The sequence below is a fragment of the Pseudomonas fragi genome (genome assembly GCF_900105835.1).
GTDB classification, from domain to species: Bacteria; Pseudomonadota; Gammaproteobacteria; order Pseudomonadales; family Pseudomonadaceae; genus Aquipseudomonas; species Aquipseudomonas fragi.
In genome coordinates, this window is record NZ_LT629783.1 from 2,165,056 (window position 1) to 2,180,210 (window position 15,155).

A 15,155-nucleotide genomic window follows, 5' to 3' on the forward strand; every position below is an offset into this window, starting at 1 on the left:
GTCTCAACGGTAAACAGTGAGCGCCATGGCGCCAAAAAGACAAGCAAACAGGCTCAGGCGCAGCAGCGCCGGGTGCCAGAAGAAGCGATACAGGTCGTAGCCGGAAAACAGTCGGTCAAAGCCCCATGCCAACCCCGCCGCGATAAAGAACATCAGGGTCATGGTGGGCATGTAGACGCCGTGGAAGGCGATTTCACGAGGCATGTTCAAGTCCTTGCGGCTGGGCATAAGCGGCCAGCGGCGATTGCGGGTCAAGCAGTGATGTACGGATAAAATGCAGGTAGCTTTGCACCCGGACCAGCGCCGAGGTGTCGAAGTTGCGGGCAAAGGGTTCGTCGGTGGACTGCACGCGGCTGATGGCGTGGTCCACGGCAATCAACGCGCGCTCCAGGTTGCTTTCGCTGGGGGCGATAAACAGCCGCACCAGCGCCCGGCCCATGACCCGGATGGCCTGGCGCCACGGCTGGGCTTCGGCGTACGCGGGGTGCACCGGCAAAATCGCCTGCTCCTTGCGCAGCTCGATAATGGCGTGACCGACTTCCAGCACCACAAACATCCAGCGCAGCAATTGGCGTTGAACCTGCGGTTTGCCTGCCGCCAGGCCATAAGCCTGGTGCATCAGGTCGCGGGTGCGGCTTTCCAGGCTGGAGCTCAGGCCGCGCAATTTGCCGCTGATGGCATACACCACTTGCTCACGCAGATCTTGCTCCAGACGGCTCCACAACCAGCGGCTGTTGGGCGGCAGGATAATCGCACCGGCAGCGGCACACACCAGCATGCCCATGACCATAGCGATGTAGTCGTTGATGAACTGGTACGGGTTGTAGATGGTCAGGTTGTCGGGGACCGAGCCGGTGCTGAAAAAGATCAGCAAGCCCAGGCCGACACCGGCGTAGTTGGCCCGCGAAGTAAGGAACGAACCGAGCACGATCACCGGCGCCAGCACCAGGCACAACAGCGGGAAACCGTCGATATGGGGCAGCACGAAGAACATTTCGACAAAGCCGATCAACGCACCGAGGAATGTGCCGCAGGCCATCTGGAACGCCATGCGCTTGGGGTTGGGCGTGGCCGCCGACAAACCGACAGTGGCTGCAGCGATCAGGGTCATCATCGCGCCGCTGGGCCAGGCGGTCATCACCCAGTAGGTGCCGAGCACCGCCAGGATAAACGCTGCCCGAATCCCGGAAGCGGCCGCCGACCACCAGTTGGTCTGGGAAATAAACGGTTGATCCCAACGCTCCCGTTCGTGGGTGTGGTCGGCCAGCGAGGCGTGGGTCAGCGCGTAGTTGTGCAGGTCGTCAACAAAGCGGAACAGCAGCTCGTAGGCGGTGTTGAAGTCGAGGAAGTCCGACGGGCTGGGCTCGCTTTCCAGAAACTTGACCCGCAACGCACGCACATGGCCCGGCAGGCTGGCCTTGAAGGCATCCAGTTGCTCGGCGAGCAAGGCCGCGTCTTTATCGGTCAACGAGCGACCGGCATAGGTGTCGAGCAACTGCGCGAGTATTTCCAGCTCCGGCTCGATGGCCGACACCACATCAACCACACCACGGCTGCGCAAACGGGCAAGCAACTGGTGCAAGGCATTGAAGCGCGTGGTGATGGCCATGAATTCGCTGTTCAAACGACTCAGGCGGCCGCTGCGACGACGCATATGCGGGTCTTCAAATACGGTCACGCTGCGCATGCCTTCCAGGCCCACGCTTTCACCGATAAAGCGCACGTTGCTGGCCTCATAGGCCTCCTGGGAGGACTGGCCACGCAGGCCTTCGGCAACAAAACCGGCAAATACGCCAAAGCGTTTGTACAGCGCGTCATGCATCGCCGCGCCAGCGGTTTTCGGCAGGATCGCAGCGCTGACCACGGTGGAGCAGAGAATGCCCAGCGAGATCTCCAGCACCCGCCACACCGCGGCCATAAAAGCACCATCGGGGTGGGCCAGGGCAGGCAGGCCGACCATTGCAGCGGTGTAACCGGCCAGCACAAAACCATAAGCACGGAAGTTGCGGCAGCGGGCTGCACCGGCGGAGCAGATGCCCACCCAGATCGCCATCGCACCGAGAAACAGCACGGTGTTCTGCGCGAACAGGGCGATCAGCGCCACCATCACCGCCGAGCCGGTCAGGGTGCCCAAAAACCGGTAAAAGCTTTTGGCGAACACCTGGCCGCTTTGCGGCTGCATCACGATAAACACGGTGATCATCGCCGTGCGCGGTTGCGGCAGCTCAAGACGCATGGCCAGCCACAGGGTCAGAAAGGCGGCGACCAGCACCTTGAAAATATGTACCCAGGTCACGCCATCGCTGCGTGCCCAGTCAAAAAAGCCACGGCGCCATTCCAGGGAATACAGCCAGCGTACCGGGGCGGGCAAGTGGTTCATCTACAGGCTCTCAAAATTAGCCATCGGGGGTTTAGTGGTTGAACAGCGCCATGACGGCCGGCGGTTTGTCGGGCACATAACGGTCGTCCTTGGGCACATCGTTGCCAGCGCCAAGCCCACCACCCAGCGCCGTTACCAGCTCGGCGTGGGCGCTCAGGCGGGCGGCCTGGACCTGTTGCTGGATCTGCTGCTGTTTGAAGAGCAGGGTTTGCGCATTGAGCACGTTGAGGTAATCGGTCAGGCCGCGCTGGAAGGCGACCACGGCGATGTCATAGGTTTTTTGCGCGGCCTGCACCGATTCGGCGGCGAAGACCTGCTGTTTTTCCATCGACTCGCGCTTGATCAACTGATCGGAAATGCCCTTGAGCGCAGTCACCAGGGTCTGGTTGTACTTGGCCACGGCCATGTCATAGCCACCAGAGGCCACGCCCAGCTCCGAGCGCAGGCGACCGCCATCGAAGATCGGCAGGGAGATCGCCGGGCCGACGCTGTAAGTGAGCTTTTTGGAGGTCAAAAACTCCAGCGCGCCGCCACCCGTGGCGATAAAGCCCAGGCTGGCCGTCAGGTCGACGTTGGGGTAGAAACCGGCGTGTGCCACATCGATACCACGGGCCTGCGCTGCCACTTCCCAGCGACTGGCGACCACGTCAGGGCGCTGTCCCAGCAGTTCTGCAGGAAGGCTCGACGGCAGTTTCAGCGCAGTGGCCAGCGCCAGGGTCGGACGCTTGAGGCGTGCGCCCTCCCCCGGACCTTTGCCGGCCAGCGCAGCCAACTGGTTGCAGGTCAGGGCGATTTCTTCTTCCTGGGCATCGATCTGTCGATGAATCTCGGGCAGCGGCGCTTGCGCCTGACTGACTTCAAAATGGGTGCCGATACCGCCGTCCAGGCGCTTTTGCGCCAGATCGAGAATCTGTTCTTGCTGGTGCAGGGTCGATTCGACGATATCGAGCTGGGCGTAATGCAACGACAGCTGGATGTAGGCACGAATTACGTTGTTCTGCAGTTCGAGCTGGGCCTGGCGGGCCTCGGCCGCACTCATGTGCGCCATGTCCACGGCCTGCTCGCTGGCATTGCTTTCGCGACCCCACAGATCGAGGTTAAAGCTGAAGCCCAGGGCCGCGGCGTTGTCGAAAGTGGTAGCGCTGTCCAGGGCCCCCGGGCCATAGAGTTGGTCCGAAGGCCACTTATGGCGCTTGAGGGTCGAATCAGCATTGATTTGCAGCGACTCGGCCGACTCGGCAACCCCGGCCATGGCTCTGGCCTGACGCACACGGGCTGCAGCCATTGCCATCGTTGGGCTACCCTGTACGGCAAGGCTGATCCACTCATCCAGTTGCGGGTCGCCATAAGCGTGCCACCATTGGGCTTTGGGCCAGTTTGCGTCTTTCGCGGCGCTTTGAATCGCCTCGTCGGTGGCCAAGGCATTGGCGGGAAGCATGCTGCCCTTGGGCGCAATGCCACCAAAACCGATGCAGCCGTTTAATGCTAACGATAAAGCCAGAACACTGAGGGCTTTGAGCTCTCTGCTGATGCGACGCTGCACTGCTGCAAATTCCTGAAAGGAGGGAGGATGAGGCTTGAGATAGAGAAGTCTATGACTTGGCAGGCACAACGATAAGCGGGCATAAATGTGAATCTTTATTACCGTTTTTGGGGTAATCCGTTGGTCGAATGAAAAGCGTCCTGTAAAGCCTGAAACTTCATGTCACAATTTGTTGCTGTGTAATTGGTTGCTGTCCCCTATATCGCCCCTTGAGAGCACTTCATGGACACTTTGCAAAACATGCGCGCCTTCAGTTGTGTGGCCGAAGCCGGAAGTTTCACGGCCGCTGCCGCCATGCTGGACACCACCACGGCCAACGTCTCGCGCGCGGTCTCCAACCTTGAGGCCCACCTGCAAACACGCCTGCTGAACCGCACCACTCGCCGCATTGCCCTGACCGAAGCCGGCAAACGCTATTTGCTGCGCTGCGAGCAAATCCTGGCCTATGTCGAAGAAGCCGAAGCCGAGGCCAGCGACGCCCACTCGCGCCCCGCCGGACAATTGAAAGTGCACACCATGACCGGCATCGGCCAGCACTTCGTGATCGACGCCATTGCCCGCTACCGCAAGGCCCACCCGGATGTGACCTTCGACCTGACCCTGGCCAACCGCGTGCCGGACCTGCTCAACGAAGGCTACGACGTGTCCATCGTGCTGGCCAGCGAACTGCCGGACTCGGGTTTTGTGTCCCAGCGCCTGGGCATTACCTACAGCATCGTTTGTGCATCGCCTGCCTATGTAAAAGCCAACGGCACCGCCACCAAGCCCAGTGACCTGCTCAACCATTCCTGCCTGCGCCTGGTCAGCCCGGTGATTGCCCTGGACAAATGGGTGTTCGAAGGCCCGGAAGGTCAGGAAATGGTGCTGATCAATTCTTCGCCGTTTCTGGTCAACTCGGCCGACGCGATGAAAACTGCGATCACCAGCGGCATGGGTGTCGGCGTGCTGCCGGTGTACGCCGCCATCGAAGGCCTGCGCAACGGCACGCTGGTGCGCATGCTGCCCAAGTACCGCTCCCAGGAATTGAACCTGTACGCCATCTACCCGTCGCGCCAGTACCTGGATGCCAAGATCAAGACCTGGGTCGAGTACCTGAAAAGCTCGTTGCCGGAAATTCTGGCGGCGCATCAGACCGAGCTGGCCACCTATAGCTGATTGCGCTATCTGGCCGCTACCGGGCTACGCCAATGGCCATGAACTCGTTTTTTGAATAACCGGGTACAGGGTCATTGGCGACAACCGGCAAAATTTCAGGCGCTGAACCCGCCATCCGCAGTCAGGCTCGCACCGGTGATGTAGCCACTCTCCGGGCCTGCAAGATAGGCCACAAAACTGGCAATTTCATCCGCCTTGCCATAACGACCAATGGCCATCAACGGGATCAGGCTTTCGGCAAAATCACCCGTGGCCGGATTCATGTCGGTGTCCACCGGCCCCGGCTGTACGGTGTTGATGGTAATGCCCCGTGGCCCAAGGTCCCGCGCCAGCCCTTTGGTCAAACCCACCAGTGCGGATTTGCTCATGGCATATGGCCCACCACCCGCGAACGGCATGCGCTCGGCATTGGTGCTGCCAATATTGATGATGCGCCCGCCTTCGGTCATGTAGCTGGCCGCCGCCTGGGTTGCGACAAAAACACTGCGCACATTGATGGCCAGGGTGCGGTCGAAATCTTCCAGGCTGAAGTCTTCCAGCGGCCCCACCGCCAGCACGCCCGCGTTGTTGACCAGAATATCGAGGCGACCAAAGGCTTTGACGGTGCTGTCTACCGCAGCACGAATCGCCTGGGCATCGGCACTGTCCGCATGTATGGCCAAGGCCTTGCTGCCGCTGGCAATCAGGCTGTTCTGCAGCTCCTGGGCCTTGGCCGATGAACTGACGTAGGTGAACGCAACCGCCGCGCCCCCGGCGGCCAGCCGCTTGACGATGGCTGCCCCGATCCCCCGCGAACCGCCTTGAACCAGCGCAACTTTACCCTGAAGGCTATTGGTACTCATAAATGACTCCCAAGATGCGAGGCGGGATGCCTTGCAAGCCGACGAGTATCGACCTCCCCTGCACGGCCGGGTAGCGCCTTGTTGCTATAGCCCAGCAACCTTAACGTTATGAAAAACCGGCACAGAAGAGCCCGAGCGGCAGCCGAACGCTGCAATATTCGGCAATGAATGTTAGCGTGCTTACATTCCCGACAGCCGATGAGTCTTGTTCAGATGAGCCTTTCCAGCACCAAGAAAACCGTACTTGCCTTCAGCCGCGTCACCCCCGAGATGATCGAGCGCCTGCAACAGGATTTCAACGTCATCGCGCCCAACCCCAAGCTGGGCGATATCAACGCCCAGTTCGAAGAGGCACTGCCCCACGCCCACGGTCTGATCGGCGTCGGCCGCAAACTGGGGCGCAAGCAGTTGGAAAATGCCCGTCAGCTGGAAGTGGTGTCCAGCGTCTCGGTGGGTTACGACAACTACGATGTCGACTACTTCAACGAACGCGGCATCATGCTCACCAATACCCCGGACGTGCTGACTGAAAGCACCGCCGACCTGGGTTTTACCCTGATCATGAGCAGCGCACGTCGGGTCGCCGAGCTGGATGCCTGGACCAAGGCAGGCCAGTGGCAAGCCAGCGTGCCGCCGGCCCTGTTTGGCAGCGATGTGTACGGCAAGACCCTGGGCATTGTCGGCATGGGTAATATCGGCGCAGCCGTTGCCCGTCGTGGTCGCCTGGGTTTCAACATGCCCATCCTGTACAGCGGCAACAGCCGCAAGACCGCACTGGAGCAAGAATTGGGCGCGCAGTTTCGCAGCCTCGACCAGTTGCTGGCCGAAGCTGATTTCGTGTGCCTGGTGGTGCCATTGAGCGAGAAAACCCGGCATCTGATCAGCCAGCGCGAACTCAAGCTGATGAAGCCGAGCGCCATTCTGGTGAATATCTCCCGTGGCCCGGTGGTCGACGAACCGGCACTGATCGAAGCCCTGCAAAACGGCACCATTCGCGGCGCAGGCCTGGATGTTTACGAGAAGGAACCGCTAAGCGAGTCACCACTCTTCGCGTTGAAAAACGCCGTGACTCTGCCCCATATCGGCTCGGCCACCCACGAAACCCGCGAAGCGATGGCCAACCGCGCCCTGGCCAACCTGCGCAGCGCCCTGCTCGGCGAACGCCCGCAAGACCTGGTCAACCCGCAGGTGTTCAAGGGCTGACGCAAGGTCTGTTGTGGGAGCGGGCTTGCTCGCGATTGGATCGCCGAGGTGCGACTGATACACCGCGTCGCTGCCATCGCGAGCAAGCCCGCTCCCACAGGGGGTTACAGACTCACGCCAGCTTGGCGCTCAATGCCACCGGCTTGGGTTTGCGAAACACCAGCACATTACCCAGCATCACCAGCACCAACCCGGCCAGCGCCGGGGGGGTCCACTGGTAGCCTTCGGCAAAGGCCGACACATTCAGCGCCACCAGCGGGAACAACACCGTGCAGTAAGCGGCGCGTTCCGGCCCCATGCGCCCGACCAGGGTCAGGTACGCGGTAAAACCGATCACCGAGCCCGGTATCACCAGGTACAGCAGCGAACCGATATAGCGCGTGTTCCATTCCATATCGAACGGGATACCCCTGAGTGCGCAGTACACCGCCAGCATGCCAGCCCCATAAAGCATGCCCCAGGCGTTGGTGGTCAGCGGCTTGAGCCCGGCTTTCTGTTGCAGGCTCGACAGCATGTTGCCCGCCGAAAAACACAGGGTGCCGATCAACGCCAGCCCCAGCCCGAGGGCAATATGCGGCGTGGCGGCATGCCCGCTCAATTCCGGCCAGAACAACAGGCCCAACCCGAACATCCCCAACGCACCACCCGCAATCACGTTGCGGGCGATTTTCTGCTTGAAGAAAATCCGCGCATTCAGCGCGTTCCACAACGTGGCAGTCGAAAACACCACCGCGATCAGCCCCGTGGTGACCCACTGGCTGGCGGTCAAAAAGCACATAAAGTTGACGCAAAACAGGCACAACCCCTGGGCCAGGCAAATCAGATGTCCGCGCCGGTTCATCACCTGCAGCTTGCGGCTGAGCAACAGCACGGCAAACAGCACCAGCGCCGCCAGGCCGAAGCGGTAAACGATGGACACAGGAATCGCCACCACTCCCAATTGCAGTTTCAGGGCAATCCAGGTGGTGCCCCAGATCAAGACAGTCATCACATACAAGAACAGGTTCATGGCGCACTCCAGACAATGGCTTTCAGTCTGGGCCTGCGGCGGTGCGCGCACTTGCAGATTCTTGCGCTTTTGTTGGCCCGGGGCTGGCAGCCGCAGTGCGACGGAGTAGGATGCGAACATGCCCGCATTCGATACCCTGCAAGTCTTCCAGTCCATGAACAGCTCGCCCAATGCCCGTCTGGAGCACAGTGCCGAACTGGGTGAAGGCATGGCTGCTGCTTTGTGGACCAACCACCACGATGCGCGTGAATATGAAGCGCCGACGCACCACACCTTGTCGTGCTATATCTCCGGCGGCACCGGTACTTTCAGGCGTGAGCAACCGGGCGCCAAGGGCTCACCGGGCAAGCTCTGCGTGCTGCCGGCCGATCATCAATCGGCGTGGGTGATCAATGGCGAAATACGCCTGGCCCATGTGTATGTCAGCCAGGAGCAATTTGCTCTGGGCTGCATCGCCCTGCTCGACCGCGAACCCCGGGAGATGCAACTACGGGAGCTGACCTTCCAGGATGACGAACAGCAAACCCGCCGCTTTCACCAACTGATCCAGACCAACTGGGACGAACCCGGTGAACGCCTGCTTACCAGTAGCCTGGCCAGCGCCCTGCTCGATCATGCCGTGCTGACCCAGGTCGGCCTGCGCGACGGCCTGCAACTCAAGGGCGGGCTGGCGGCGTACCAGCGGCGCCAGTTGATTGAATACATCGAACACCGGCTGGCCGAACCACTGAACATCGGCCAACTGGCCGCGCAATGCGCGCTGTCGCCTTACCACTTTGCGCGCATGTTCCGCGAAAGCTTTGGCGTACCGCCCCACCAATACCTGCTGGCCCGCCGCCTGGCCCGCGCCCGCGACCTGCTGCGCAACAGTGCACTGGCGCTGGGTGACGTGGCACTGGCCTGCGGCTTCGCCAGCGCCAGCCACTTCGCTAACCGCTTCAAACAGAACATGGGCGGCACGCCGGGGGCATACCGGACGGTGTTCAGGTAACCCCACAACCTTCTTTGTGGGAGCGGGCTTGCTCGCGATGGTATCGACGCTCTTTACCTGAACAGACCGCGTCGCCTGCATCGCAGGCAAGCCAGCTCCCACAGGTATAGCTGTGCCACATTAACTGCGGCGTGCTGGTTCATTGTGGGAGCGGCCTTAGAACTCCAAAGTGCTGGAGAGCGTGAACTGTCGTGCATCGCCGATGGAGACGAACGTGCGGCTGGCCGCCGAGGTGTAGTAAGTGCGGTCGAAGAGGTTTTTGACGTTGACCTGAAACTTGACCTTTTGCCCTTCGATTTTTGTGTCGTAGGTGGCAAAGGCATCGGCCACGGTGTAGCCCGGCAGGTCGAAGTCGTTCAGGGCATCCCCCGCCCGTTCGCCTACATAGCGCGCGCCCGCGCCAACGCGCAGCTTGTCACCGCCCACGATGTTGCCAAAGTCGTACACCGCCGACAGCGAGCCGCTGTTCTTGGCCACGTTCTGCAGGCGCATACCCTGGTAGGTGGTGTCTTTGGTCACTTCGGCATCGGTGTAGGCGTAGCTGCCGATCAGGCTCCACTGGTCGGTCAACTGACCGCTGACGTCCAGTTCCAGGCCCCGGGAACGCACTTCACCCGCTGCCGAGTAGGCAGTGACATCGTCCACCGTGGAGGACACCAGCACATTGCGCTTTTTGATGTCGTACAAGGCCAGAGTGCCGGTGATGCGACCCGGGATATCCAGCTTGGCCCCCAGTTCCCAGGATTTCGACTGCTCCGGCGCGATGGAGGAGTCCAGTACCACGCCGCCCGTCAGCGGAGCGATCGAGGAGTTGGGCTTGAACGATTCGGTATAGCTGCCGTAGAACGACAGTTCATCGGTGTAGCGGTACACCAGCCCGGCCCGCGGGATCCATTTCACCCCGTTGGTATCGGTGCTGGCCTTGAACGGAATGCTTTTGCCCGCCAGTTGGTCGTACTTCTGAAAGCGCGCACCCGCCACCAGAACCCATTGGTCGGTGAGATGGATCGAGTCCTGGGCGAACAGCGAGTCGCTGCGCAGCAGATCGGTCTGGTTGCTGTCGCTGGCGCTCACCGTGGTACCGGCGACTTCATTGCCGTACACCGGGTTTTCGTAGTTGAAGGTGGACTGGCTGTCCTGGCGGATCAGCTCGGCACGGTAGATCTTGCGGTATTCGTCGTCCACGCCAAACACCAGGTCATGCTGCATGCCAGCAGCCTGAACCTTGCCCTGCAAGCTAACGGTGCTGAAGCGGTCGGTGGTGATGGCGCCCTTGGTGCCGTCCATTTTGCGCGTCAGGGTGCCGTCGGAGTTGACCTTGGTGACGCGAACCTGGCTTGCGTCGTAGGTTTCGCGGTTCCAGCTGTAGCCGAAATGGGCTTTCCAGTCGTCGTTGAGGTCGTGATCGACTTCAAGGCGGTACAGGTCCGAGCGCCCTTCCATATTGTTGAACGGCTCGTCCAGGCGGCGGGTGGCCGGAATGTCCAGCGGATGGTTGGTCGCCGGATTGATGGCCGTGCCACGGTCGAACGGGGTCAGAAATTCGCGATGCTCATAGGCCAGCAGCACCTGGATGTTGTCGCCATACCAGGCCAGCGACGGCGCGATCAGGGTTTCGCGATGCACACCAAAATTGCGCCAGTAATCTTCGTCTTCATGGTCGATGATCATCCGGTAGGCCAGCCCCGAATCACCCAGCGGCCCGGTGCTGTCGAGGCTGCCACCGCCGCCGTTTTTGCCGGCGCCGTAGGTTGAACCGCGCACGGTCACCGCGTTGTACTGCTCCAGCTGCGGCTTTTTGCTGACCACGTTGACGACACCGCCCGGGTCCTGAATGCCGTAGAGCAACGAGGCCGGGCCCTTGAGCACCTCGACCCGCTCGGTGGCAGCGTTCATGGCCCGGCCCTGCACCAGCGGCATGCCGTCGCGCATGATCGAGCCGTCGCGGTTGTCGCCAAAGCCGCGCTTCATCACCGAATCCTGGGTGCTGCCCAGGGTGTTGCCCTGGGTGATGCCGCTGATGTTGTTCAGCGCATCATCCAGATTGCGCGGCGCCTGGTCGCGGATCACCTGGGCGGCGACCACGTTGATGGTTTGCGGCACTTCCATGGACGAGCCCGTGCCGCGCATCACTGAGGCGGTGGCGGGCGGCTGGTAGCTGGTGTCGGTTGAGGCCAGCGAGGTAATGCTGGTGGCCCCCAGGTTCAGGGCGCCTGCCGTGGGCTGTGGTTCGAGGGCAAAGGTGTTGGCGTCGGTGCGGCGCACGTTGAAGCCCGACTGCGCGAGCAACTGCTGCAAGGCCTGGTCAGCGCTCATGCGCCCCTTGAGCGCCGGCGCTTGCAGGCCAAAGGGGGCTTCGTCGGTGTAGACCACGCTCAGGCCGGTCAGCCGGGAAAAGTCATTGAGCGCCTGGGGCAGCGGTTTGGCCGGCTGGTTGAAATCAAACAATGCACCAACCTGCTGTTGCGGCGACTCAGCAGCCATTGCCGTGTAAAGCGGGTTGAGCGCCAGCCCGGCCATCACGAATGCAGAAGCTCCCAACCACTGTTTCACCGAACTTGCCCTGGACTTCATGCTCATGACCTGTGTGTTGACCTGATACGGAATACGAATTTTTCGCATTTTCAAGCACTACACGGATGGGGCCGGGGTTTACCTCACCACGCAATGAAAAAAAATCCGGGATGCCACCACAGGCCGCCTGCGGGAAAACGGTGGGAGCGGGCTTGCTCGCGATAGCATCGATACGGTTTTCCAGTTAGACCGAGTTGATTCAATCGCGAGCAAGCCCGCTCCCACAGGGATATGTGGAGGGCGCGTCAACGCAACACAATCAGCCCGAGCACGTTGTGTTGTTCAAACCCGAGCACGCCCTGCAATGAATTGAGCACCGCCTGCGGGTCCTGGCTAGGGAAACTGCCGCTGATCTTCCTGGCTCCCAACTCACTGTTGAGCAGCACAATCTGGCCCGGGTAATAACGTTTGAGATCGGCGACAACATCAACCAGCGGGGTTTTGTAATAGCTCAGCCAGCCCGAGCGCCAGCCCAGGCGGGCCTGGCTGTCAACGTGATGCACCGTATCGGTCACACCTGCGTCGTAGGCTATTTGTTGATCGGCTGTAAGGATCTGCTGCGCTGCATTCTTGCCGGCCTTGACCCCTACCCGCCCGGACAACACCGTGACTTGCGCGCCTCCCGGTTGCAGGCGTACTTCAAACTCGGTGCCCAGTACCCGTGCTTCACCCCCGTCGGCATCCACTACAAAGGGCTCGCCGGTGTGGGTGACGTGAAAAAAGGCCACGCCGCGGCGCAACTGCACATGGCGCTCGCCGCCACTGAAGTTCACCGCAATGGCGCTGTCGGCATCCAGCGTGACCTGCGATTGATCGGCCAGCACCACAGTGCGAACTTGCCCCGGCGCACTCACATAGTCCGCGCCCAGATCGTCCACCCAGCGCGCCGGCTGCCAACCGGCAAACACACCGACCATCAGCAGCAAACACGCGGCAACCGCCAACCCGCCAGACCAATGCCGCAGGCGGCCGCGCCGGGACTTGTCCATTGCCGACAGGTAACGCTGCATGGCCAGCGACTCTTCGTCGGCCAGGGTGGCACCGGCTACCTCGCTCAACTCCCACACTACCTGGGCCTGGGCATAGGCCTCGGCGTGGGCCGGGTCAGCCAGCAGCCAGCGACTGAAAGTGGCCTGATCGCCGCTGTCCGGCTGATCGTGCAGCACACTGAGCCATGCCAGTGCGGCGCGCTCTTGCTCGGCAGTAACGGCAACTCTTGAACGACTGATCACAACGCGGTCCCTGATGACGGCTCTCGCAGGCTGGCCTTGCAGGCCTCCAGGGCGCGCATCATATGTTTTTCGACGGCACTTTGGGACACACCCATGACCTTGGCGATCTCGGCATAGGTGCGACCGTGAATGCGGTTGAGCAAAAAAATATGCCGCGTGCGCTCGGGCAGGCTGCGCAGGGCCGCCTCGACCTGGCGCAAGTCATTACCGGCTTCTAGGGCGGCCTGGGGCTCACAGCTGTTGGCGTCGGGTTCGGGTTGCCAGTGATGGCTGACCCGCTCGCGCGTGCCTTCGCTGCGCAAATGGTCAATGGCAATGTTGCCCGCACAACGCAGCAGATAGGTGCTCAGCTCTTCAACCTGCACCAGTGGCCGCCGCCAAAAACGCAGGAACAGATCCTGCACCAGATCGGCAGCCGTGGCCCGGCAACCCACGCGGCGGCTCACCAACGCTTCCATTTGCGCACGCTGGGTCAAAAACACCTGCAGAAAATGCGCTCGTCCCTGGCGCGGTTCACTGTGGGGGCCATCCTTGAGTTCGGGTGGGGTCATGGAGATCGATGCGCAGGTCAAAAGGAAAGCGATACTAATGATAAATATTCTCATATGCAAAAGCAGATGACGGGCTGCGTGACGACCATTGATAAGTGGTGATTGCTCAATGCAATAAGCCACTACTACAATGCGAACAATTCTTGTTCTCTAAAGCGTTATTCAGCGCAGCCGGAGTGGTCGTTGTCGCAGTCAAACACCGTCGAGGTTCTGTATCAGGACCATCACAGCTGGCTCACGGGCTGGTTGCGGCGCAAGCTCGGTTGCCCGCAGAGTGCCGCCGACCTGGCCCAGGACACGTTCATGCGCCTGCTGACCGCGCGCGAGACCCCACCCCTGAACGAACCCCGGGCGTTTTTGACCGTGGTGGCCAAGCGCGTACTGTTCAACCACTACCGCCGCCAGGACCTGGAGCGTGCTTACCTGCAGGCCCTGGCCGGGATGCCCGAGCAGGTCGCCCCCAGTGAAGAAGAACGCGCGATCATCCTGCAAACCCTGATGGAGCTTGACCAGTTGCTCGACGGCCTGCCCTCTCCGGTCAAACGGGCCTTTTTGCTGGCCCAGGTCGATGGTTTGAGCTACGCCGAAATTGGCGCTCAACTGGGCATCTCGATTGCCACGGTCAAACGTCACTTGAGCAAGGCAGCCCTGCGCTGCTACTTCGCCCTGTGAACGGTGCATTCAACGCACCGCCCGACATCGGCGCGGCGGTGGCCGAACAAGCAGTCAGCTGGCTGGTAGAAATGCAGGGCGGCGCACTCAGCCCCAGGCGCCAGCAGGCCTGGGAGCAATGGCTGCACGCCCATGCTGAACATCAGCGGGCGTGGGAGCATATCCAGCGCATCAACCAGCGCTTGCGCGGTTTATCGTCGCCACTGGCCCATGCGGCCTTGAACGCGCCTAAAAGCAGCAGCCGCCGTCAGGCATTGAAGCTGTTGCTGCTTTTAGGCGCTGGCTCGGCGCTGACCTGGGGCCTGCGCGAGCAGTTGCCCGTCACCCCGCTGCTGGCAGACTTCAGCAGCCCGGTGGGGCAGCGGCGCAACGTGCAACTGCAAGACGGCAGCCAGGTCCAGCTCAACACCGCCAGCGCGGTCGATGTGCAGTTTGATGAACAGCAGCGGGTGATCCGCCTGCTCGAAGGCGAAATGCTGCTGACTGCCGCCCGGGATTCTCGCCCTCTGCTGGTGCGTACCGCCCACGGCACCTTGCAACCCCAGGCGGCGCGCCTGAATGTGCGCCAATTTGGCGACCGTACTGAAATCGCCGTGTTCGAGGGGCGGGTTGCGTTGATGCCAACGGCGCATACGGGCAGTGCATTGTGGGTCGAACCGCACCAGCAACTGAGCTTCAACCGCCAGGCCTGGAATGCTCCACGCCCGCTCGATGCCGGGAGCGGGGCGTGGGCTGACGGCATGCTGGTTGCTGCGCATATGCGCCTGGCAGACTTTCTCGCCGAACTGGGTCGCTATCGCCGTGGCCAGCTCAACTGCGATCCGAAGGTTGCCGACCTGCTGATCTCCGGCACCTACCCGGTGGACGACAGCGAGCGCGTGCTGGACCTGCTGGCGGTCAGCTTGCCGGTGCGGATCAAGCGCTTTACCCGCTATTGGGTAACGGTGGAAGCGCGGGTGTAACGGCTCTGTGTGAACGGACGTGTTGTAGCAGCGGGCTTGTT

13 protein-coding genes are annotated in these 15,155 nt (G+C 61.5%); 5 read left to right on the forward strand and 8 right to left on the reverse strand.

Going from position 1 to position 15,155, the window contains the following annotated elements:
- Nucleotides 1-3 precede the first annotated feature (3 nt).
- Genes BLU25_RS09900 through BLU25_RS09910 form a run of 3 tightly spaced genes read right to left on the reverse strand, consistent with a single transcriptional unit; the run spans nt 4 to nt 3,923 of the window.
- On the reverse strand, nt 4-204 hold the full coding sequence (locus BLU25_RS09900; protein ID WP_016781859.1) for a DUF1656 domain-containing protein: 201 nt from the start codon (nt 202-204) through the stop codon (nt 4-6).
- Nucleotides 194-2,380, reverse strand: a complete 2,187-nt coding sequence (locus BLU25_RS09905) for an FUSC family protein (protein ID WP_016781858.1) — start codon at nt 2,378-2,380, stop codon at nt 194-196. The genes BLU25_RS09900 and BLU25_RS09905 overlap by 11 nt, the downstream gene beginning before the upstream one ends.
- 31 nt (nt 2,381-2,411) lie before the next feature.
- Nucleotides 2,412-3,923 carry an efflux transporter outer membrane subunit gene (locus BLU25_RS09910; protein ID WP_016781857.1) on the reverse strand — a complete coding sequence of 504 codons (1,512 nt, stop codon included), beginning with the start codon at nt 3,921-3,923 and terminating at the stop codon, nt 2,412-2,414.
- Between the two features lie 222 nt (nt 3,924-4,145).
- Here BLU25_RS09910 and BLU25_RS09915 point away from each other — a divergent pair, with 222 nt between their 5' ends.
- On the forward strand, nt 4,146-5,078 hold the full coding sequence (locus BLU25_RS09915) for a LysR family transcriptional regulator (RefSeq protein ID WP_016781856.1): 933 nt from the start codon (nt 4,146-4,148) through the stop codon (nt 5,076-5,078).
- Between the two features lie 95 nt (nt 5,079-5,173).
- On the opposite strand, the gene BLU25_RS09920 is transcribed toward BLU25_RS09915, so the two are convergent.
- Nucleotides 5,174-5,920, reverse strand: a complete 747-nt coding sequence (locus tag BLU25_RS09920; RefSeq protein ID WP_016781855.1) for a 3-oxoacyl-ACP reductase family protein — start codon at nt 5,918-5,920, stop codon at nt 5,174-5,176.
- A 213-nt stretch (nt 5,921-6,133) separates the two neighbouring features.
- On the opposite strand from BLU25_RS09920, the gene BLU25_RS09925 reads away from it, so the two are divergent.
- Nucleotides 6,134-7,123 (forward strand): 2-hydroxyacid dehydrogenase, encoded by a 990-nt coding sequence (locus BLU25_RS09925; RefSeq protein WP_083369623.1) that lies wholly within the window; start codon nt 6,134-6,136, stop codon nt 7,121-7,123.
- A gap of 112 nt (nt 7,124-7,235) precedes the next feature.
- Here BLU25_RS09925 and BLU25_RS09930 read toward each other — a convergent pair whose 3' ends face one another.
- Nucleotides 7,236-8,132: a DMT family transporter gene (locus BLU25_RS09930; RefSeq protein WP_029611541.1), complete on the reverse strand. Its 897-nt coding sequence runs from the start codon at nt 8,130-8,132 to the stop codon at nt 7,236-7,238.
- A 118-nt stretch (nt 8,133-8,250) separates the two neighbouring features.
- Between BLU25_RS09930 and BLU25_RS09935 the strand changes: the two genes are divergently transcribed.
- Nucleotides 8,251-9,123 (forward strand): helix-turn-helix domain-containing protein, encoded by an 873-nt coding sequence (locus BLU25_RS09935; protein ID WP_016781851.1) that lies wholly within the window; start codon nt 8,251-8,253, stop codon nt 9,121-9,123.
- Nucleotides 9,124-9,279: 156 nt separating this feature from the next.
- Here the strand turns inward: BLU25_RS09935 and BLU25_RS09940 are convergent, their stop codons facing one another.
- The 3 genes from BLU25_RS09940 to BLU25_RS09950 form a co-directional block, all read right to left on the reverse strand.
- Nucleotides 9,280-11,697: a TonB-dependent siderophore receptor gene (locus BLU25_RS09940; RefSeq protein ID WP_029611540.1), complete on the reverse strand. Its 2,418-nt coding sequence runs from the start codon at nt 11,695-11,697 to the stop codon at nt 9,280-9,282.
- A 245-nt stretch (nt 11,698-11,942) separates the two neighbouring features.
- Nucleotides 11,943-12,929: a FecR family protein gene (locus BLU25_RS09945; protein ID WP_016781849.1), complete on the reverse strand. Its 987-nt coding sequence runs from the start codon at nt 12,927-12,929 to the stop codon at nt 11,943-11,945.
- The gene (locus BLU25_RS09950) at nt 12,926-13,480 is read right to left on the reverse strand and encodes an RNA polymerase sigma factor (protein ID WP_016781848.1); all 555 of its coding nucleotides are present in this window, start codon (nt 13,478-13,480) and stop codon (nt 12,926-12,928) included. The genes BLU25_RS09945 and BLU25_RS09950 overlap by 4 nt, the downstream gene beginning before the upstream one ends.
- A gap of 183 nt (nt 13,481-13,663) precedes the next feature.
- Between BLU25_RS09950 and BLU25_RS09955 the strand changes: the two genes are divergently transcribed.
- Both BLU25_RS09955 and BLU25_RS09960 read left to right on the forward strand, forming a co-directional pair.
- A complete protein-coding gene (locus BLU25_RS09955) occupies nt 13,664-14,152 on the forward strand; it encodes a sigma-70 family RNA polymerase sigma factor (RefSeq protein WP_016781847.1) in 489 nt (162 codons plus the stop codon).
- A complete protein-coding gene (locus BLU25_RS09960; RefSeq protein ID WP_083369624.1) occupies nt 14,149-15,114 on the forward strand; it encodes a FecR domain-containing protein in 966 nt (321 codons plus the stop codon). Before BLU25_RS09955 ends, BLU25_RS09960 begins: the two co-directional genes overlap by 4 nt.
- Nucleotides 15,115-15,155: the final 41 nt, after the last annotated feature.